Origin of the sequence: Nocardia aurantia (assembly GCF_009604425.1) — a bacterium.
In the GTDB taxonomy this organism is placed as follows: Bacteria; Actinomycetota; Actinomycetes; order Mycobacteriales; family Mycobacteriaceae; genus Nocardia; species Nocardia aurantia.
Map to the genome: position 1 here is coordinate 106,513 of NZ_WEGI01000002.1, position 19,225 is coordinate 125,737.

The 19,225-nt window shown below is 70.1% G+C and carries 15 protein-coding genes; 8 read left to right on the forward strand and 7 right to left on the reverse strand.

Annotated features, from left to right (window positions below; genetic code table 11):
- Positions 1-14 precede the first annotated feature (14 nt).
- Both NRB56_RS03915 and NRB56_RS03920 read right to left on the reverse strand, forming a co-directional pair.
- The gene (locus tag NRB56_RS03915; protein WP_153339143.1) at positions 15-458 is read right to left on the reverse strand and encodes an SRPBCC family protein; all 444 of its coding nucleotides are present in this window, start codon (positions 456-458) and stop codon (positions 15-17) included.
- On the reverse strand, positions 455-841 hold the full coding sequence (locus tag NRB56_RS03920; RefSeq protein WP_153339144.1) for an ArsR/SmtB family transcription factor: 387 nt from the start codon (positions 839-841) through the stop codon (positions 455-457). Before NRB56_RS03920 ends, NRB56_RS03915 begins: the two co-directional genes overlap by 4 nt.
- A gap of 93 nt (positions 842-934) precedes the next feature.
- Here NRB56_RS03920 and NRB56_RS03925 point away from each other — a divergent pair, with 93 nt between their 5' ends.
- Positions 935-1,378: a hypothetical protein gene (locus NRB56_RS03925; protein WP_153339145.1), complete on the forward strand. Its 444-nt coding sequence runs from the start codon at positions 935-937 to the stop codon at positions 1,376-1,378.
- A 10-nt stretch (positions 1,379-1,388) separates the two neighbouring features.
- On the opposite strand, the gene ppc is transcribed toward NRB56_RS03925, so the two are convergent.
- Positions 1,389-4,229, reverse strand: coding sequence for a phosphoenolpyruvate carboxylase (ppc, locus tag NRB56_RS03930; RefSeq protein WP_194290717.1), 2,841 nt, complete (start codon positions 4,227-4,229; stop codon positions 1,389-1,391).
- Positions 4,230-4,322: 93 nt separating this feature from the next.
- On the opposite strand from ppc, the gene NRB56_RS38690 reads away from it, so the two are divergent.
- Positions 4,323-4,895 (forward strand): DUF3291 domain-containing protein, encoded by a 573-nt coding sequence (locus NRB56_RS38690; protein WP_319942523.1) that lies wholly within the window; start codon positions 4,323-4,325, stop codon positions 4,893-4,895.
- On the opposite strand, the gene NRB56_RS03940 is transcribed toward NRB56_RS38690, so the two are convergent.
- Positions 4,829-7,519 carry a GNAT family N-acetyltransferase gene (locus NRB56_RS03940; protein ID WP_319942524.1) on the reverse strand — a complete coding sequence of 897 codons (2,691 nt, stop codon included), beginning with the start codon at positions 7,517-7,519 and terminating at the stop codon, positions 4,829-4,831. The genes NRB56_RS38690 and NRB56_RS03940 overlap by 67 nt on opposite strands.
- Entirely contained in the window at positions 7,512-8,756 is a 1,245-nt protein-coding gene (locus NRB56_RS03945) for an acetoin utilization protein AcuC (RefSeq protein WP_153339148.1), read from the reverse strand. Before NRB56_RS03945 ends, NRB56_RS03940 begins: the two co-directional genes overlap by 8 nt.
- A 273-nt stretch (positions 8,757-9,029) precedes the next feature.
- On the opposite strand from NRB56_RS03945, the gene NRB56_RS03950 reads away from it, so the two are divergent.
- Positions 9,030-9,713 carry a metal-dependent transcriptional regulator gene (locus NRB56_RS03950; RefSeq protein ID WP_319942525.1) on the forward strand — a complete coding sequence of 228 codons (684 nt, stop codon included), beginning with the start codon at positions 9,030-9,032 and terminating at the stop codon, positions 9,711-9,713.
- Positions 9,714-9,728: 15 nt separating this feature from the next.
- The gene (gene galE / locus NRB56_RS03955) at positions 9,729-10,712 is read left to right on the forward strand and encodes a UDP-glucose 4-epimerase GalE (RefSeq protein ID WP_153339149.1); all 984 of its coding nucleotides are present in this window, start codon (positions 9,729-9,731) and stop codon (positions 10,710-10,712) included.
- A 15-nt stretch (positions 10,713-10,727) separates the two neighbouring features.
- Here the strand turns inward: galE and NRB56_RS03960 are convergent, their stop codons facing one another.
- Both NRB56_RS03960 and NRB56_RS03965 read right to left on the reverse strand, forming a co-directional pair.
- A complete protein-coding gene (locus NRB56_RS03960) occupies positions 10,728-11,900 on the reverse strand; it encodes a DUF4192 domain-containing protein (RefSeq protein WP_153339150.1) in 1,173 nt (390 codons plus the stop codon).
- A 238-nt stretch (positions 11,901-12,138) separates the two neighbouring features.
- Entirely contained in the window at positions 12,139-12,846 is a 708-nt protein-coding gene (locus tag NRB56_RS03965; protein ID WP_406603429.1) for a sensor domain-containing protein, read from the reverse strand.
- A 255-nt stretch (positions 12,847-13,101) separates the two neighbouring features.
- Between NRB56_RS03965 and NRB56_RS03970 the strand changes: the two genes are divergently transcribed.
- The 4 genes from NRB56_RS03970 (at position 13,102) to speD (ending at position 19,220) form a co-directional block, all read left to right on the forward strand.
- A complete protein-coding gene (locus NRB56_RS03970; RefSeq protein ID WP_153339151.1) occupies positions 13,102-14,049 on the forward strand; it encodes a proteasome assembly chaperone family protein in 948 nt (315 codons plus the stop codon).
- Positions 14,050-14,112: 63 nt separating this feature from the next.
- Entirely contained in the window at positions 14,113-16,620 is a 2,508-nt protein-coding gene (locus NRB56_RS03975; RefSeq protein WP_319942526.1) for a DEAD/DEAH box helicase, read from the forward strand.
- Positions 16,621-16,914: 294 nt separating this feature from the next.
- Positions 16,915-17,994 carry a type III PLP-dependent enzyme gene (locus NRB56_RS03980; protein ID WP_319942639.1) on the forward strand — a complete coding sequence of 360 codons (1,080 nt, stop codon included), beginning with the start codon at positions 16,915-16,917 and terminating at the stop codon, positions 17,992-17,994.
- Positions 17,995-18,002: 8 nt separating this feature from the next.
- Positions 18,003-19,220: an adenosylmethionine decarboxylase gene (gene speD, locus NRB56_RS03985; RefSeq protein ID WP_153339153.1), complete on the forward strand. Its 1,218-nt coding sequence runs from the start codon at positions 18,003-18,005 to the stop codon at positions 19,218-19,220.
- Positions 19,221-19,225 lie beyond the last annotated feature (5 nt).

Below are 19,225 nucleotides of genomic sequence, written 5' to 3' on the forward strand. Positions count from 1 at the left end.
CGCGGCCGATCGGGTCACACCGCGCCGGCCACCGCGCCCAGGCCGGTGGCGATTCCCGCCCAGCCCTTGGACATGATCGCCCGCACCTGTTGCGAGCCTTCGTCGTCGGGGTCGAATCCGCTGTGGCTGAACAGCACTCGGGTACCGGTGCCCTCCGGTTCCAGTTGCCAGGTGATGACCCAGCCGGTCTCGATCTCGGACTCGGCGTCGTTCCAGGTCATGCTCAAGCGCTTCGGCGCAATGGCCTCCAGCACGATGCCCCGTACCTTACCGGAGAATCCGACCCCCGGCATCGGTTGCGCCCGCATGCGGAATTCGGTGCCCGGCACCGGTGCGAAACCGGTGGCCGGCATCAGCCACCGCGCGAACAGGTCCGGGGTGGTCAGCGCCTGCCACACCTTCTCCGGCGGGTGCGGGTAGAAGTGGTCGAGTTCGATGGTGGTGAGGTCGTCGGTCATCGGTCGGGTTCCGTTCTGTCGTGGAGTGTTTCGCCGGCGAGCGGCTCGGGGTCGGGCATACCGTCGAGGACCGCGCCCAAGGCGCGCAACCGCTGTCGCCAGAACCGTTCGAACGGGCCCAGCCATGTCTGCAATTCGTGCAGCGGCTCGGGCTCGATCCGGTAGTAGCGGTAGCGGCCGCGCTTCTCCTCGGCGACCAGGCCGCCGTCCAGCAGCACCCGGAGATGCTCCGAGACACTCGGCCTGGTCATGTCGAACCGTTCGGCGATGGCTTGTACGGTGCGTTCCCCGGCGAGCAGCAGATCGAGGATCTCCCGCCGCGTGGGATTCGCCAGCGCGGCGAACACCTGATCGGTGGTGGTGGATTCGACGCGGCGTGCCATGCCCCGACTATAGGTAGGACTTTTCCTACCTGTCAAACGTAGGAAAAGTCCTACCGGTAGCCCGGCAAGGCGCGGAACCTCTACGATCCGGTCATGAGAATGCAACAGGTTGCAATTGTGGCGTTGTCCGCAGCGGCATTGACGAGTAGCGGAATCGCCACCGCCGCAGCGACTTCCGCGGTGGACGGCTCGCGCGAGGAGGTCGCCCGCAGCTATCTCGACGCGCTGGTCAGCCACGACGCGAGCCGGGTGCCGTTCGCGCCGGACTGCACCCAGGTGGAGGCGGGCATCCAGACCGGTTATTCCGGACCGCAATTGACCACCGACCTCGAGCACGGCGCGCAGTACGACCTGGTGCAGTCGATCCACGATGTGCGGCTGAGCACCGCCGGTGACGTGGTCACCGCGCGCTATCTGCTCGGATCCGGCATCGCGGGCGTCCCGATCGTCACCGTGGACATCACGGAGACGTTCGTGGTGACCGATGGCGAGATCCAGCGGATCGACGCCACCATCGTGCCGGTGTCGGTGCCCTGACCCGGGTGCCCTAACCCGAATTGCGCAGGGCCGTGGCCAATCCGTTCATCGTGAGCAGGATGCCGCGCTCGACCAGTTCGGATTCGTCGCCGGCGCGACGGCGGCGCAGCAGATCCACCTGCATCGCGTTCAGCGGTTCCAGGTAGGGGAAGCGGTTGTGGATGGACTCGGCGAGGGCCGGGTTGTCGGAGAGGAGTTCGTCGAATCCGGTGACGGCCGCGTGCATCCGGACGGTGCGGTCGTATTCGTCGCGGATCATGCCGAAGATGGTGTCGCGCAACGTCTCGTCGGGCACCAGTTCGGCGTAGCGGGCGGCGATGTGCATATCGGCCTTGGCCAGCACCTGGGCCAGGTTCGACATCACGTCCCGGAAGAAGGGCCAGCGCCGGTACAGCTCCGACAGGGTCGCCAGTCGCCGCGGGTCGTCGCCGACCCACTCCTCGATGGCGGTCCCGGTGCCGTACCAGCCCGGCAGCATCACCCGGGCCTGGCTCCACGCCATCACCCACGGGATGGCCCGCAGATCCTGCACCGAGCTGGTGGGTTTGCGGGAGGCCGGCCGGCTGCCGAGGTTGAGCGCGGCCACCTCGGCCACCGGCGTCGATGCCCGGAAGTACTCGACGAATCCGGGGGTGTCGTGCACCAGCCGCGCGTAGGCCCGGCGCGCCGACCCGGCCAGCTCGTCGAAGACCTCGTAGGCGGGCCCGGCGTCGGCGCCGAGACCCTCCACGTCGAGCAGCGTCGACTCCAGCGTGCCCGCGACCAGGGCCTCCAGATTGCGGTAGGCGGTGCTCGGATCGGCGTACTTGGTGGAGATCACCTCGCCCTGTTCGGTCAGGCGCAGCGAACCGCGCACCGCGCCCGCGGGCTGCGCGAGGATCGCGTTGTAGCTGCGGCCGCCGCCGCGACCGACCGTGCCGCCGCGACCGTGGAACAGCCGCAACCGGATTCCGGTGCGGCGGGCGACCTCGACCAGATCCAGTTCGGCGCGGTACAGCGCCCAGTTCGCGGCCAGATAGCCGCCGTCCTTGTTCGAATCCGAGTACCCGAGCATGACCTCCTGTCGCATGCCGTGGGCGGCGACCAGGCGGTGGTAGACCGGGACCGCCAGCGTGGCGGCCAGGGTGTCGGCGCCCCGGCGCAGATCGTCGATCGTCTCGAACAGCGGGACCACGCCGACCGGCCCGGACGGGCCTGCCGTGCCGTCGCCCGGGTCGAGGATGCCGACCTCCTTCAGCAGCAGCGCCGCCTCCAGCATGTCGCTCACCGAGGAGCACATGCTGATGATGTAGTTCGGCACGGCATCCGGGCCCAGGCTGTCCAGCGCCACCTTCGCCGCGCGCAGCACACCCAGTTCCCGGAGCGTCACCTCGCTGAGGCCCGCGCCGCCGGCCGGCGCCGGATCGTAGGCCGCGGGGGCCAGCAGCGGGCGGCGGGTGGCGAGTTCGGCGGCCAGCAGTTCGACCCGCTCCGGCTCGGACAGGCTCGCGTAGCCGGAATGCACTCCGGCCCAGGCGAACAGCTCGGCCACCACCTGTTCGTGGGTCTCCGAGTTCTGGCGCATGTCGAGGCCCTGCAGATGGAAGCCGAAGGTCTCCACCGCGCCGCGCAGCGCGGCCAGCCGATCGTCGGCGAGCAGATCGTCGCCGGTGGCCCGCATCGAGGCGTCGACGATGTCCAGATCGGCGAGCAGTTCCGCCGGGCCGGCGTAGGGCCGCACACCGTCGGCGGCGATCGCGCCGCCGAGGCTGTCGGTGCCGGCCCGGGTCGCGGGCGACGCGGCCGGTACCGACGGCACATCGGCCAGCGCGCGCTGCGCGGTCGCGTGCAGCCGGGCCCGGATGCTGCGGACGGCCCGGCGATAGGGCTCGTCGGCCCGCTGCGGGGAGTCGTCGTGACCGGCGTCGGCGAGCCGGCCCAGTTCCGGTGAGACCGTCACCAGCCGCGAGGACTGCGACAGGGACTTCTCCAGCTCCTCCAACTCGGCCAGATAGTGCCCGAAGGCGACTTCACCGGCTCGGTGCGTCGCGCGGTGCACCACCTCGCCGGTGACATTGGGATTGCCGTCGCGGTCACCGCCGATCCAGGAGCCCGGCCGCAGGATCGGGCGGGGCAGCAGTTCGGCGCCGGGCCAGCGGTCGCGCAGCGCGGCGCGCACCTCGGTGTTGATCCGCGGGATCACCGCGAGCAGGGTCCGCTCGTAGTAGCGCAGGCCGACCTCGATCTCGTCCTGAATGCGCAAGCGCGCCAAGCGGATCAGGGCGGTGCGCCACAGGGTGAGGATCTGCCGGCGGATCTGCTTCTCGAATTCCGGGTACTCCGGTTCGCTCGGCGTGTACCGCTGGCGGCGGCGCATCAGATCGGTGATGCCGGTCTGGACGTCGAACACCGTGCGGCGGCGGGTCTCGGTCGGATGCGCGGTGATGACCGGGGCGATCAGCGCGTCGGTGAGCAGATCGGCGACGACCGCCGTGTCCGGGCCGGCGGCGTCGAGTTTGCGATAGGTCGCGGCCAGGCTGGAGTCCTGCGGCGGCTCCCCCGCCGCCAGATGCGCCGCGCGGCGCCGGTCGCGTTGCAGATCCTCGGCCAGATTGGCCAGCAGCAGGAAGTGGCTGAACGCCCGGATCAACGGGATGCCCACGCGAATGTCGATGCCGCGCAACATGTTCTCGACGGCCCCGCGGTCCACCTCGGACCGCCGCACCCGGAACGCCTCGCGCCGGACCCGTTCGACGAGTTCGAACACCTCCGTTCCCTCGTGATCGCGAATCGTCTCACCCAGGATCGCGCCGAGAAATCGGATGTCGTCGCGCAGGGGCGCGGTCGCCGCCTCGATCTGATCTTCGCGCATACCGCCCAGTATCGGGCACATCGCGACCGCTCGCGCGATCTGACACCAACCGATTCCGGCTAAACGATAAGATCTGCTCAATTCGCTCCTCGTGTGAATGACCACCAGCTCGCTCAGATCGACATCGCTCTCCCGCTCGAACCGCTCACCTCGGCCCGTCTCGCCGGATTCGTCGCCACGCTCGACGAGATCAACGCCCTCGCCGACTCCGCCCCCGGATTCGTCTGGCGGCTGCAGACCGAGGACGGCGACGCCAGCGCGATCCGCGCCTTCGGCGACGGCCGCATCATCGTCACCATGACCGTGTGGACCTCGCCGGAGACGCCGGCGGACTTCGCCCCCTCCCCCTCCCAGCCGGGCGCCACCGCGCCCCTGCTCGCGGACGATCCGAACTGCCTCGCCCGACCGGAACGCCCGGCACTTCGAAACGCTCGGCTCGCAACGACTCACCCGGCACCGATGCCGTCCTGGCAGGCCGAGCTGTGGTCGGTCGAACCCGTAGTGCGGCAAGCGATTCGAACGCCGCCGATGCTCGGGCCCGGTAGCGTCGCGCGAACCCGTTGTGGGACAAGTATTTCGAGCGCCGTTCCGGACCGGGTTCAGGCGAGGCGGCGGGGGCCGATGTCGAAGCGGCTCGGTTCGGGGCCGATGCGGACCCGGGCGTAGAGGATCGCGGCGCCCTGCGGTGCGGCGAGGACCGGTTCGATCGAGAGTTCGCGGACCTCGGGCAGGTCGTCGCACAGCGCCGAAATGCGTTGTGCGAGTTCGGCGAGGGCACGCTTGTCGACCGGTTCGCCGATGACCCGGCCCGCCGCGCTCGTCCGGCCGTCCAGCAGCGGAGCGGCGCGCGGGGCATCGATCAGTTCCACGGACTCCATCTCGGTCAGCGGCAGCGCGCGATACACCCGGTCGCCGAGGAGGTCGATGATCGTGCCGGACAGGCCGAAACTGATCACCGAACCGAACGACAAATCGTCCTGCACGCGCAGCACGCAGCCGACGCCCTTGATCGCCATCTTCTGGATGTGCACGATCTCGTTGCCGGACACCTTCGCCAGATCGGTGTACGCCCGCTGAATCTCGCTGGGGCGCCACAGATCCAGCCGCACCCCGTTGAGATCCGGCCGGTTGCGCCACAATTCGCCGGTCGCCTTGGCCGCCACCGGATAGCCGAGCTCGGCGGCCGCCGCGGCGGCGGACTCCTCGTCGTGCACCTCACGGAACTCCACGACCCGAATTCCGTAGCAGCCCAGCAGTTCCGCCGCCTCCAGATCGCCCAGCCAGTCGCCACCGGGCGCCCGATCCGTCCAGCGCGCCACCAGATCCCGGGCCCGCTGGGTCTCCATTCCCGGCGGTCGCACCACCGGCGACACCGGCCGGGTGCGCCAATCGGCGTACCGCCGCACCCGGGCCAGTACCCGGGCGGCACGCTCCGGATCCGGATAGGACGGGATCGACCCGTGCTCGACGGTGCCCCCGGAACCGCGCGCGGTCAACAGGTTCGACATGCCCTGCCCGGCGACGAAGGTGGTGAGCACCGGTTTGGTTCCCGGTTGCGCACCGGATCGGATCGCCTCGGCGAACGAGGGCACGGCCGTCGGCACCGGCGGCGCGAAGATCACGATCAGCGCGTCGACCTCGGGGTCGGCCACCGCCGCGGCCACCGCGGTCAGATAGTCCTCCGGCATCGCCTGCGGGCCGAGGTCGACCGGCCGCTCCACGGCCAGGCCCTCCCCGCGCGCCGCGTCGACAGCCAGCCAGCCCAGTGCCGTGCTGTTGCCGATCACCGCCAGCCGCGGGCCGGCCGGCAGCGGCTGGTACGCCAGCAGCATCGCGCAGTCGAACAACTCCGCGATGGTGTCCACCTGCACGATCCCGGCCTGCGCGAACAGGTCTCGTTCGAGCGCGCGGTCCAGGGGATCGGCCGCGGGACGGGCGACATTGCGGCCGCTGGAGACGGCCACGATCGGCTTCGTCCGGGCGACCCGGCGGGCGATCCGGGAGAACTTGCGCGGATTGCCGAATGTCTCCAGATACAACAGGACGACATCGGTGTCCGGATCGGTGTCCCAGTACTGCAGCAGATCGTTGCCGGACACGTCGGCCCGGTTGCCCGCCGAGACGAACGTCGACAGGCCCAGCCGGCGGGTGGCGGCCTCCCCCAGGATCGCCGCCCCGAGCGGACCGGACTGGCAGAAGAATCCGACGCGCCCACGCCCTGGCAGTACGCCGGCCAGGGTCGCGTTCAGCGAGACCGCCGGATCGGTGTTGGCGACGCCGAGCGCACTGGGACCGACCACGCGCATCCCGTGCGCCCGGGCCGCGGCGACCAGATCGCGCTCGGCGGCGAATCCCGCCGGGCCGGTCTCCGAGAAACCGGCCGTCAGCACCACCAGGCCCTTGACGCCCTTGGTCATACAGTCGTCGAGCACGGCCTTGATCTCCGCGGCCGGCACCGCGACCACCGCCAGATCCACCACGTCGGGGATGTCGCGGACGGTCTCGTAGGCATGCACCCCGCGCACCGAGGTGCGGTTCGGATTCACCGGATACACCGGCCCCTGGAACACCCCGGACAGCAGATTCGCCAGCACCGCGCCGCCGACCCGGCTCTGCGACGGAGTCGCGCCGATGACCGCCACCGAGCGGGGTGCGAGCAGATTGCCGACACTGCGCGCCTCGGAGGCCAGTTCCCGGGAGTCGCGCACCGACAGCAGCGCCTCGGTCGGATCGATCGCGAACTCCAGGTGCAGCACCGAGCCGTCCCGGCTGCGCTGCACCTGATAGCCGGCGTCCCGGAACACCGTCACCATGCCGTGGTTCTCGGCGAGCACCTCGGCGACGAAGATGTCGATGCCGTTCTCGGCCGCCGCCCCCGCCAGATGCTCCAGCAGGATCGAACCCAGCCCGCGCCCCTGGTGCTGGTCGGCGACCACGAACGCCACCTCGGCCGCGCGGGCGCCGGCGCGCTCCGGCAGCAGTTCGTAACGGCCCACGGCCAGGATCGTCGAGCCCAGTTCGGCGATCAGGCCCACCCGGTCCCGGTAGTCGACGTGGGTGGTGCGGTACAGATCCTTCGGCGTCATCCGCGGATACGGTCCGAAATACCGCAGGTAGCGGGTGCGATCCGACAGTCCGGCGTGGAATTCCTCCAGGGCGCCGGCATCGCCGGGAGTGATCGGACGCAGTCGGACCACACCGCCGTCGGCGGCCAGCACGTCGGCGAACCAGTGCTCCGGCGGGGGCGGCGGCACGTCCGGGGTCGAGCTCGAGGCGGGCTGCTCAGTCACGCGGATCCTCCGCATCCAGGCCCAGCAGGCCGAAAGTGGCTCGGCGAGTGGCGAGTACAGCGGTGTCGACGGCCCGCTGTGCCCGGTCGGCCCGCTCGTCGCCGGTGGCCGGAGTGCCGCCGGGACCGTCCCAGCGGGCGAACGAGATGTCGGCGCCGTCACCCATCGTGCGCGGCGGCTCCACCGCGGGGGCGTAGTCGCGCACCTGCGCGATCCACTCCTCCGGAATCGCGGTGCCCGGGTCGACACTGCGGTCCAGCGCGGTGGCCAGCAGATGGGTCCAGGCCCGCGGCACCACCCGGACCAGCCCGTAGCCGCCCCCGCCGACGGCCAGCCAGCGGCCCTCGGCGTAACGGTCGGCCAGCTCCCGCATCGCCGTGAACGCCGCGCGCTGGCCGTCGACGCTCAGCTCCAGATCGGCCAGCGGATCCTCGCGATGGGTGTCGACCCCGCACTGGCTCACCACCAGCTGCGGCCGGAACGCGGCCAGCGCGCCGGGCACGACGGCGTGGAATGCGCGCAGCCACTGCGGATCCCGGGTACCCGGCAACACCGGCAGGTTGATCGCGGTGCCCTCGCCGGCTCCGGCGCCGGTCTCCTCCGGCCAGCCGGTGTTCGGCCAGAGCGTGGCCGGATGCTGATGGATCGAGACGGTGAGCACCCGGGGATCGCCGTAGAAGGCCTTCTGCACACCGTCGCCGTGGTGCACGTCCACGTCGACGTAGGCGATGCGGTCGAACCCGTGCTCAAGCAGCCACGAGATGGCCACCGCCACATCGTTGTAGACACAGAACCCGGACGCGGCGCCCGCCATCGCGTGATGCATCCCGCCGCCGATGCTCACCGCGCGCCGGGTACGCCCCGCCGCGATCTCGGCGGCCGCCGCCAGCGTGCCACCGACGATCACCGACGCGGCCTCGTGCATGTGCGGGAAGATCGGGTTGTCCGCCGACCCCAGCCCGAACGGCGGCGCCGAGGGCAGCAGCGCGCCGGGCGGCGGCGGTTCCGCCGCCCGGACCGCCGCCAGATAGGCCGGGGTGTGGATGCGCAGCAGGTCGGACTCCCCCGCCGTGGCGGGTGTCACGGTCTCCACGCCGTCGAGCAGGCCGAGGCTACGGGCCAGCGCCATCGTGAACCGGAGACGGGCGGGCTTCATCGGATGTTCGGGCGTCCATCGGTAGTCGAGGAACCTGTCGGTCCACACGACGGCCGCGTCGCCGCTCGGTCCTGCTGCCATGGCAGTCACTGTATCGCCGCACCCGCTTTGCGCCGGAATGTCCGTTACCCCTGTGACGTGCTGTTCGCCACGCTGGCCAGGGGAAGGAAGGATCCCACTTTTCGGTTGCGATGCAGTAGAAATGCAGCACGGTGTGCGACACGTCCGGCGATCCGGCGCGGCCACGCCGGTGCCCCGGTGTTCGGAGCGGTTTCCGCAGGAAGAGCCACCTGTGCTGACGTACGGAACCGCCGCGACACGTGGGTAGAATTCGTGCCGACGAAGGGGTAATACGTGAAGGATCTGGTCGACACCACGGAGATGTATCTCCGGACCATCTACGACCTCGAGGAGGAGGGCGTCGTTCCCCTGCGGGCGCGCATCGCCGAACGCCTCGAGCAGAGTGGCCCGACGGTCAGTCAGACGGTGGCCCGGATGGAGCGCGACGGCCTGCTCATGGTTGCCGGCGACCGTCATCTGGAGCTGACCGACAAGGGCCGCGCGATGGCGGTATCGGTGATGCGCAAGCACCGGCTGGCCGAACGACTGCTGGTCGACGTGATCGGTCTGGACTGGCAGAACGTGCACGCGGAGGCCTGCCGCTGGGAGCACGTGATGAGCGACGAGGTCGAGCGCCGGCTGCTGGAGGTGCTCAACCACCCCACCACCTCCCCGTACGGCAATCCCATCCCCGGCCTGGACGAACTGGGCATGCTGCCCTCCCTCGGCGGTGAGGAGAAGCTGATCCGGTTGTCGGATCTGCCGGTCGGTCAGTCGGCGGTGGTCGTGCGCCGGTTGTCCGAGCACATCCAGGCCGAACCGGAGATCATCGGGCAGTTGCGCGAGGCCGGTGTCGTGCCCGACGCCCGCGTGACCGTCGACGTCCGGCCGGGCGCCGTGATCATCTCGGTCGCGGGACATCGGGAGTTCGAACTGTCCGACGAGATGGCGCACGCCGTCCAGGTGAAGTTGGTGTAGGGCAAGATCGAGGGCATGAAACTTCTGGTCACGGGTGGCGCCGGTTATGTCGGCGGAGTGTGCGCACAGGTTCTGCTCGAGGACGGCCACGAGGTCGTCGTGGTCGACGATCTGTCCACCGGAAATGCCGACGGAGTGCCCACCGGGGCCAAGTTCGTCGAGGGTGACATCGCCACCGCCGGTGTCGATCTGATCGAATCCGAATCCTTCGACGGCGTCCTGCATTTCGCGGCCCAGTCGCTGGTCGGTGAATCCGTGCGGCAGCCGGAGAAGTACTGGCACGGCAATGTCGTGAAGACCCTGGCGTTGCTGGAGGCGATCCGCCGCACCGAGACCCCGCGCCTGGTGTTCTCCTCCACCGCCGCCGTGTACGGCGAGCCGGAACAGGTGCCGATCACCGAGGACTCCGCAGCGCGGCCGACCAATCCGTACGGCGCCTCGAAGCTGGCCATCGATCACGCGATCACCTCCTATGCGAACGCGCACGGACTGGCCGCGACCAGCCTGCGCTATTTCAACGTCGCCGGCGCCTACGGCGGTCTCGGCGAGAACCGGGTGGTGGAAACGCATCTCATCCCCCTCGTGCTGCAGACGGCGCTCGGGCATCGCGAGACCATCTCCGTGTTCGGCACCGACTATCCGACTCCCGACGGCACCGCGGTCCGTGACTACATCCACATCCGTGATCTGGCGCAGGCCCACCTGCTGGCCCTCGCGCAGTCCCGGCCCGGCGAGCACCGCATCCTCAATCTCGGCAGTGGCACGGGTTTCTCTGTGCGTCAAGTGATCTCGGCCTGTGAGCAGGTCACCGGCGGGCCCATCGCGGCGGTCGAGGCGCCCCGGCGGGCCGGCGATCCGAGCGTGCTGATCGCCTCCAGCGAGCGCGCGGTCGCCGAGCTCGGCTGGCAGCCGCGCCACCACGATCTGACCGAGATCGTCTCCGACGCATGGGGTTTCCTGCGGTCGCTGGGCGACCGCGCGCACAGCGCCCGCCGCTGATCGCGACGCGCGACCTCACGATCGCCCTCGCGGATCCGATCCGATGTCCACGCCGAGGGCGGCGGCCCGGTCCATGCCACTGCGGGCCAGCCGCCGCACCTCGTGCGGCGGCATGCCGGTGCGCAGCGCCGTCTCCAGCAGTCCGGCGAGGGTGTGCCGCGCCTCGGCCGCCAGCGCCGCGGCCAGCGCGACGCCCGCGACCGGACCGTCGCCGCGCGCGTACGCGCTGTACCCGAGCAGGGTCGCTGCCTCGGCACGATCCGGGCCGGTGACCGCCCGGCACAGGTGCGACCAGAGCGCCTCGGCCGCGCGAGCGTATCCGGACACCGGCAGCGCGAAGAGGATGTCGCGAATCGCGGTGTCACGCAACGCCACCGCCAGTTCGGCCAGCTCGCGGGCCGAGGGCCGGCCGCCCGAGTCGGCGCGGCGCACCTGCCCGAGGACGGCTTCCACCATCGCCCGCCGATGACATTCCCGGGTGGCCGCGCATCGGGCATCGGCCACGGCGGCCACCACCTCCGGCAACAGCTCCGCCACCTCCGCCGCGCGCACCGGATCCGGTGCGACCAGGTCGGCCAGTTCGGCGCGGCCGGAGCGGATCGGGCGGCCGTCGAGCACCTGCGCCAGCGCCACCGGCGAGGCCGCCGGATCCGATTGTGTCCCGGTGACTTCCGGGTCGATCAGGCTCCACCACCGGGCGCCGTCGGTGATCTCGGACACGATCCACGCGTCGGTCAACTCCACATCCTCGGCGAGCAGCGCACCGGCGAGCATGCGCATCAGGCGGCAGCCGGCGCCGTCCGGCCGCCCGATCCGATCCGGGCCGCCCGTGCTGTCGTCGATGATCAGCACCAGCGCCCCGCACGCCCGCTCCTGCGCGCAGAGCGCCGCGAGCTGCCGGGCCACGCGCACCTGCGCCGCCCGCGGATACAGATCGTGCCGGGCGACAGCGCCGAGGAACACCGAGCCGCTTCGATCCGGGGCCTCCCGCAGCAGGCACACCACCAGCGATCGCTCCGGCACGAACCCCAGCAACGCCGGGACGGCCGCGATGAACTCGCTCGGTTCGTCGATGCGCAGCCCGGGCGGATCCCAGCGGGCGAAGGGCGATTCCGCGCCGGCACAGGCGCGGTGCTGTCCGGTGGCGGCACGGTCGGCGGTGGGTACGGGTTCGGCGGGAGTCGTCATGCCGTCGAGCGTGCCCGGCCGGTACCACCCGCCGGCCCGCACGACCTGGGATATTCACGGGCTGTGGACAGTCCGGGCCGTTGTGCACCGGCCCGGTCCCGGGCATGCGCCCGGCGCTGTCGTGTCGGTCCCGGCTGATATGCTCCCGGCAGCCGCAGCCGTGCGCAAAACCGCACGGCGGCACCGGGTTCCGCGCGACATCGCTGCCGCACCACGTGTCGGCCTACCGCACCGCGTGTCAGCCCTGCCGCACCCCGTCCACCGCGGCCCGGAAGACCCGGTCGAGGGCGGCGGTGTCGGCCCGATCATCCCCGAAGGTCAGCGTGGTCGCGTTGATCCGCACGTCGCCGACCTGCGCGAGCCGGGTGTGCATCGAACGCATCAGCCCGGGCCCACCGGCCGTGCCGGAGACCGTGCGCCGCACCGCGAACGCGCTGTCGGCCGCCACCCCGCCGAGCGCCTCGATCGTCGTGACGACGGTGCTGGTCAACGGGCCCTGCCGGACCCGGACCAGAGCGCAGCGGCCCACCCGCTCGCGCAGGAGCGCCAGCGGCTCGCCGGTGCGGACCAGCTCGACGGTGACGGTGGCCCGCGCCTCGTCGTCGCTGCCGACCTCGACCGCGGTGCCGCCGGGATCGGACGCGGCCGCCGGCACCCCGCAGGACTCGGGTTCCACCGGCGTTCCGGCGGGCACGCCGCGCAGATCGTCGAGGGCACCGCGCGCCTGATCCTGCGACAGCACCACGATGGTGTAACCCGGGGGGAACGCCGCCGGCCCCGGCAGCATCGCCGCCAGCTCGCCCGCGACGTGTCGCACCGAGGTCGCCGACCGGATCGGGCCCGGCTGCCCGGCCACCGTCGATCCGCACGCCGACAGCAGCGCGCCCAGCATCAGCGCGCCGGATACCCGGCCCCACCTGCGGCTCGCCACCTCCGGCACCATCACGGCGATCACTATGCCGAACGGCCCGGGCCGCCCGGCGCCGCCACGCCGGATCCGGCCCGGGAATGCGCGGGCCGGGCGCGCGTGTTGTTCTACGGATGCCGGGTGCACCCCACCGGACGCGGTGACCGAAGGCCATGAGGGACAATGAAGGTGGTCCGCCGACCGCGCCGGGACCGGCGTCGCGCCCGGATCGCATCCGATCCGGTGGCGGCGTGTGCCGGGCCGTAGTAGTGGACCTGCAGGAAGGAGTACGCGATGGACTACGAGTCGCGAATGTACGAGCTGGAGTTCCCCGCTCCACAGCTGTCGTCCGACGACGGTGCGGGTCCGGTGCTGGTCCACGGGCTGGAGGGTTTCACCGACGCCGGGCACGCCGTGCGTCTGGCCACCACCCACCTGCGGGAGAGTCTGGAAGCCGAGCTGGTCGCGTCGTTCGACGTCGACGAGCTGCTCGACTACCGGTCGCGGCGGCCGCTGATGACGTTCAAGACCGACCACTTCGCCGACTACGCCGAGCCGGAGCTCAACCTCTGGGCGCTGAAGGACACGGCCGGCACCCCGTTCCTGCTGCTGGCCGGTCTGGAGCCGGATCTGCGCTGGGAGCGCTTCGTGACGGCGGTGCGCCTGCTGGCCGAACAGCTGGGCGTGCGCCGGACCATCGGCCTGAGCGCGATCCCGATGGCCATCCCGCACACCCGCCCGCTCGGCGTCACCGCGCACGCCAGCGATCGCGATCTCATCGGCGATCACCAGCGCTGGCCGGGTGAACTGCAGGTGCCCGGCAGCGCGTCGTCGCTGCTGGAGTACCGGATGGCCCAGTACGGCCACGAGTCGATCGGCTTCTCCGTGCACGTGCCGCACTACCTGGCCCAGACCGCCTATCCGGAGGCCGCGCAGACCCTGCTGGAGAACGTGGCCGAGAACGGCGAGCTCCAGCTGCCGCTGGCGGCGCTGACCGAGGCCGCGGCCCGGGTGCGGGAGCAGGTCAACGAGCACATCTCCGGCAACGCCGAGGTCGAGACCGTGGTGCACGCGCTGGAACGGCAGTACGACAGCTTCGTGACCGCGCAGGAGCGCCAGTCCAGCCTGCTGGCCGGCGACGCCGACCTGCCCACGGGCGAGGAGATCGGCGCCGAATTCGAACGCTTCCTCGCCGAGCAGGCCGGCTTCGGCGAGAACGACGAATCCGACGACAAGCGCTGAGGCCCGCGCGGCCCACATGGGGGCCGCGCACGGGACGCCACCGCGGAACGGCAGAATGGCACAGTGCAGCTGTCCGAACTCCTTCCCGATCGCGCCGTTCCCGACGTCGACGCGGACTGGCTGTACGAGACGTTCGCCGACTGGGTCTCGGGTCAGGGCCTGACCCTCTACCCGGCCCAGGAAGAGTCGCTGCTCGAGCTGATGACCGGCGGGAACGTGATTCTCGCCACACCGACCGGCTCCGGTAAGTCGATGGTGGCCGTGGGCGCGCACTTCGCGGCCCTCAACCGCGGTCAGCGCAGCTACTACACCGCGCCGATCAAGGCGCTGGTCAGCGAGAAGTTCTTCGCGCTGTGCGAGGTGTTCGGCGCCGACCGGGTCGGCATGGTGACCGGTGACGCGGCGGTGAATCCGACCGCGCCGATCATCTGCGCGACCGCCGAGATCCTCGCCAACCTGGCCCTGCGCGAGGGCGCGAACGCCGCCGTCGGCCAGGTGGTCATGGACGAGTTCCACTACTACGCCGATCCGGACCGGGGCTGGGCGTGGCAGGTGCCGCTGATCGAGTTGCCGAACGCGCAGTTCCTGCTGATGTCGGCGACCCTCGGCGAGGTCGATTTCTTCGCCACCGATCTCGAACGCCGCACCGGCCGGGCCACTTCCGTGGTCGCCGGCACCGAACGCCCTGTGCCGCTGCTGTTCTCGTACGCGCGAACCCCGATCACCGAGACCCTCGAGGATCTGGTCACCACCTCGCAGGCGCCGGTGTACGTGGTCCACTTCACCCAGGCCGCCGCGCTGGAACGGGCACAGGCGCTGACCAGCGTCAATTTCGCGTCCAAGGCGGAGAAGGACGCGATCGCCGAGGCGATCGGCGGGTTCCGCTTCAGCAGCGGCTTCGGGAAGACGCTGTCGCGGCTGATCCGGCACGGTATCGGCGTGCACCACGCGGGCATGCTGCCGAAATACCGGCGCCTGGTCGAGAAACTGGCCCAGGACGGCCTGCTGAAGGTGGTGTGCGGCACCGACACCCTCGGCGTCGGCATCAACGTGCCGATCCGGACCGTCCTGCTGACCGGTCTCACGAAATTCGACGGCGTCCGCACCCGCCGGCTGAAGGCGCGCGAATTCCATCAGATCGCCGGCCGGGCCGGTCGCGCCGGATACGACACCGTCGGCACGGTCGTGGTCCAGGCCCCCGAGCACGAGGTCGAGAACGCGCGGCTGATCGCCAAGGCCGGCGACGATCCCAAGAAACTGAAGCGGGTGCAGAAGCGCAAACCGCCGGAGGGTTTCGTCTCCTGGTCGGAGGAGACCTTCGACCGCCTGGTGTCGGCCCGGCCCGAGCCGATGGTGTCCCGCTTCCGGGTCACCAATTCGATGCTGCTGAACGTGATCTCGCGGCCCGGCAACTGTTTCGACGCGATGCGGCATCTGCTGGAGGACAATCACGAACCGCGTCCGGCCCAGCGCCGGCACATCCTGAAGGCGATCGGGTTGTATCGCGCGCTGCGCAATGCCGGTGTGGTGCAACAACTCGACGAGCCGGACGAGTTCGGCCGCCGCGCCCGTCTCACCGTCGATCTGCAGCGCGATTTCGCACTGGACCAGCCACTGTCGCCGTTCGCGCTGGCCGTGCTGGAACTGCTCGACCGGAATGCGGCGACCTATACGCTGGATGTGGTGTCGGTCATCGAGTCCACGCTGGAGGATCCGCGCCAGCTGCTGCTCGCCCAGCAGCACAAGGCGCGCGGTACCGCCATCGCCGAGATGAAGGCCGACGGCATCGAATACGACGAGCGCATGGAGCTCATCGAGGACGTCACCTGGCCGAAGCCGTTGTCCGAGTTGATCGAACCGGCCTTCGAGACCTACCGTGGCGGCCATCCGTGGGTGTCGGAGTTCAGCCCCTCCCCCAAGTCCGTGGTGCGCGAGATGATCGAGCGCTCGATGACCTTCGCCGAGCTGGTGAGTGGTTACGAACTGGCCCGCTCGGAGGGTCTGGTGCTGCGCTATCTCGCCGACGCCTACCGCGCGCTGCGCCGCACGGTTCCCGAATCCGCGCGCACCGAGGAACTCGAGGACATCACCGAGTGGCTCGGCGAACTGGTCCGCCAGGTGGACTCCAGCCTCTTGGACGAGTGGGAGCAGCTGACCAACCCGGGCGCGGAGAGCGATGCGCAACAGTCGGCGTTCGGTTCCGAGAGCGTGCGCCCGATCACAGCCAACGAGCGGGCCTTTCGCGTGCTCGTGCGAAATGCTATGTTCCGGCGCGTGGAATTGGCGGCGTTGCGGCGCTGGGATGCGCTCGACGAGCTGGGCGACGGTCTCGACTGGGAGACGTCGCTGGATCCCTACTACGCCGAGTACGGCCGCCTGGGTACCGGTCCCGACGCGCGTGGCCCGCAGCTGTTCCAGGTGGAGCAGCGGCCAGGTTTCTGGCACGTCCGTCAGGTGCTCGACGACCCGAACGGCGACCACGGCTGGTCGCTCGACGCCGTGGTCGATCTCGCCGAATCCGATGCCGCCGGTGAGGTGGTCTTCGACGAGCTGGCGGTGACCGCCGGATGAGCGCCCCCCACGTGTACGTGCGGGCCGTTCTGCACCCGATCATCACCGTCATCCGCCGCCGAAAACCCGGCGCCCACACCGCGATCTGAATCCGCGCGCCTCGGCGCGTGCCCGGTTCCGGGGCGGTCGTGTGTCCAGGACGCTTGCCGTCCGATTCGTGTTCACCTGCTGTTCACTGATAGTGTCGTCGCTCGCTGCCGGTAGCGGGAGACCGCCCAGAAGAAAGAGAGTTCCCTTAGATTGCCCGGTTCAAACGCGCCCGAGTCGCCATACCTCGTCATCGATCTCGCCCGGGTGCGCGACAACTTCGATGCGCTGCGGTCCGCCCTGAGCGGGCTCGGGGAGTCCCACCCCGCACGAATTCGGTACGCGGTCAAGGCATCTCCGATGCCGGAGATCATCCGGCTGCTCGCCGCGCGGGGCGCGGAGTTTGACGTCGCCAGCATCGGCGAGATCGACCAGTGCCTCGGCCTGGGCGTCGACCCGGCCACACTCTGCTACGGCAATCCGATCAAGAAATCCGCGCACATCGCCGCCGCGTACGCCGCGGGCGTGCGCCGGTTCGCCTTCGACACCGAAAGTGATCTCGAGCGCATCGCGGCGGCGGCGCCGGGCTCGGAGGTGGAGTGCCGGTTCCTGGCATCCGCCCCGCAGTCACAGACTCCGTTCGGCACCAAATTCGGCTGCGCGCCCGGTGAGGCGGTACTGCTGCTGGTGCGCGCCCGCGATCTCGGGCTGCGGGTGGCCGGGCCGTATTTCCACGTCGGCTCGCAGCAACTCGATCCGGCCGCGTGGCGGATCGGCATCGAACAGGCCGGCGCCGTCGTCGAGGCACTGGCGGTCAAGGACATTCCGGTCGCATCCGTGAACATCGGTGGGGGACTTCCGATTTCGTACGTCGACGCGGCCCCCGGACTGTCCGAACTGGGTGCGGTGATCGCCGACGCGGCGGCCCGTCACCTCCCGGAGCACACCGATCTGGTGGTGGAACCCGGCCGCGCCCTGGTGGGCAACGCCGGCGTGATCCACGCCGAGGTCGTGAACGTGCGACAGGCGCCGGACGGGCGGCGCTGGATATACCTCGATATCGGCCGTTACAACGGAATGGCCGAAACCGAGAACGAGTACATCGCCTACCGGATAGTGACCGACCGGGACGACGATTCGCGGGCGGAGGCGGTAATCGCCGGTCCGACCTGCGATGGAGACGATGTACTCTATCAACGCACGCGGGTCCTTCTTCCGACCACGCTGCGAGCCGGTGATCCCGTTCGGATCCTCGATACCGGCGCTTATACGGCGAGCTATTCGTCGGTTTCCTTCAACGGTTTTCCGCCTTTGACAGTCCGTGTCATCGGCGCTGAGCGAGAGTGAGTTTGCCCATGACGGCAGAATTCACCGGCTGGCACGTGCTGGCCGAGTTCGGTGGGGTCGACGCAGCGCTCTGTGACGATCTCCAACGACTCGAAGCAGCGCTTCGAAAATCGTTGATCGCCGCGGGAGTGACGATCTGCGATGTCGTGCGCAAGCAATTCGAGCCACAGGGTGTGACGGTCCTCGCACTCCTGTCGGAATCGCATGCCTCGATCCACACCTATCCGGAATCCGGCGACATCTTCGTCGACGTGTTCACCTGCGGCAGTATCGGTGCGGGCGCCACCAAGGCGGTCGAACTGCTGCAGCAGGAATTGTCCCCGAAGAGTGTCCACATGGAAGTGGTGCAGCGCGGGCACACCGCCCGGCGAATCCACGAGCCGGTGGGCCCGGGGCTGACCCGGGTGTGGGAGCTGTCGGACGTGTTCGTCGACACGAACACCCCGTACCAGCACATGGTGATCGCGCAGACCGAGCAGGGCGTGTCCCTGTTCTCGGACGACGATCGGCAGTCCACCGAATTCTCGCAGCTGACCTACCACGAGGCGATGCTGGTGCCGGCCTACGCGCTGGCCGCGAAGCTCGACAACGTGCTGATCATCGGCTCCGGCGAGGGTGTCGCCAGCCAGATGTCGGTGGCCGCGGGCGCCTCCCGGGTCGACCACGTCGACATCGACCAGCTGGAGGTGGAGCTGTGCGCGAAGCACCTCCCCTACGGCTACACCGAGGCCGACCTGGCCGCGGCGGTCGCGGGCGACGGCGCGATCCGGATGCACTACGCCGACGGCTGGGACTTCCTGGCGAAGGCGGAGACCGAGGGTGTGCGGTACGACGTCGTCGTGATCGATCTGCCCGACGAGCGGGTGGAGGACGCCCAGCACAACCGGCTGTACGAGGACGAATTCCTCACGCGCTGTAAGGCTTTGCTGTCCGACGGCGGTGTGCTCGCCGCGCAGGCCGGCTGTCAGACCATGTGGCGCAACGAAACCCTGAAGCGGTCCTGGCAGCGGTTCGCCCAGCTGTTCGGCACCGTGGTCCCCTACGCGTCCGACGAGCACGAGTGGACGTTCCTGTTCGGTCTGGCCGGTAATCCCGTCGCGGATCCCGTGGCCGTCATGACGGCGAAGCTCGCGCAGCTGCCGTACCGGGCCGAGACGATCGACGAGCGGGCCCTGATCCGCGGCGCGATCGAACCGCACGCCCTGCGTGCGCACGTATCCGTCTGAATCGG

What these genes read in the sequence shown, in the direction of transcription:
- NRB56_RS03945 (WP_153339148.1), bottom strand. Translation starts at nt 8,756, where the DNA reads ATGGCAGCAGGACCGAGCGGCGACGCGGCCGTCGTGTGGACCGACAGG.
- NRB56_RS03960 (WP_153339150.1), bottom strand. Translation starts at nt 11,900, where the DNA reads ATGACGACTCCCGCCGAACCCGTACCCACCGCCGACCGTGCCGCCACC.
- NRB56_RS03970 (WP_153339151.1), top strand. Translation starts at nt 13,102, where the DNA reads ATGGACTACGAGTCGCGAATGTACGAGCTGGAGTTCCCCGCTCCACAG.
- ppc (WP_194290717.1), bottom strand. Translation starts at nt 4,229, where the DNA reads ATGCGCGAAGATCAGATCGAGGCGGCGACCGCGCCCCTGCGCGACGAC.
- NRB56_RS03925 (WP_153339145.1), top strand. Translation starts at nt 935, where the DNA reads ATGAGAATGCAACAGGTTGCAATTGTGGCGTTGTCCGCAGCGGCATTG.
- NRB56_RS03920 (WP_153339144.1), bottom strand. Translation starts at nt 841, where the DNA reads ATGGCACGCCGCGTCGAATCCACCACCACCGATCAGGTGTTCGCCGCG.
- galE (WP_153339149.1), top strand. Translation starts at nt 9,729, where the DNA reads ATGAAACTTCTGGTCACGGGTGGCGCCGGTTATGTCGGCGGAGTGTGC.
- speD (WP_153339153.1), top strand. Translation starts at nt 18,003, where the DNA reads ATGACGGCAGAATTCACCGGCTGGCACGTGCTGGCCGAGTTCGGTGGG.
- NRB56_RS03915 (WP_153339143.1), bottom strand. Translation starts at nt 458, where the DNA reads ATGACCGACGACCTCACCACCATCGAACTCGACCACTTCTACCCGCAC.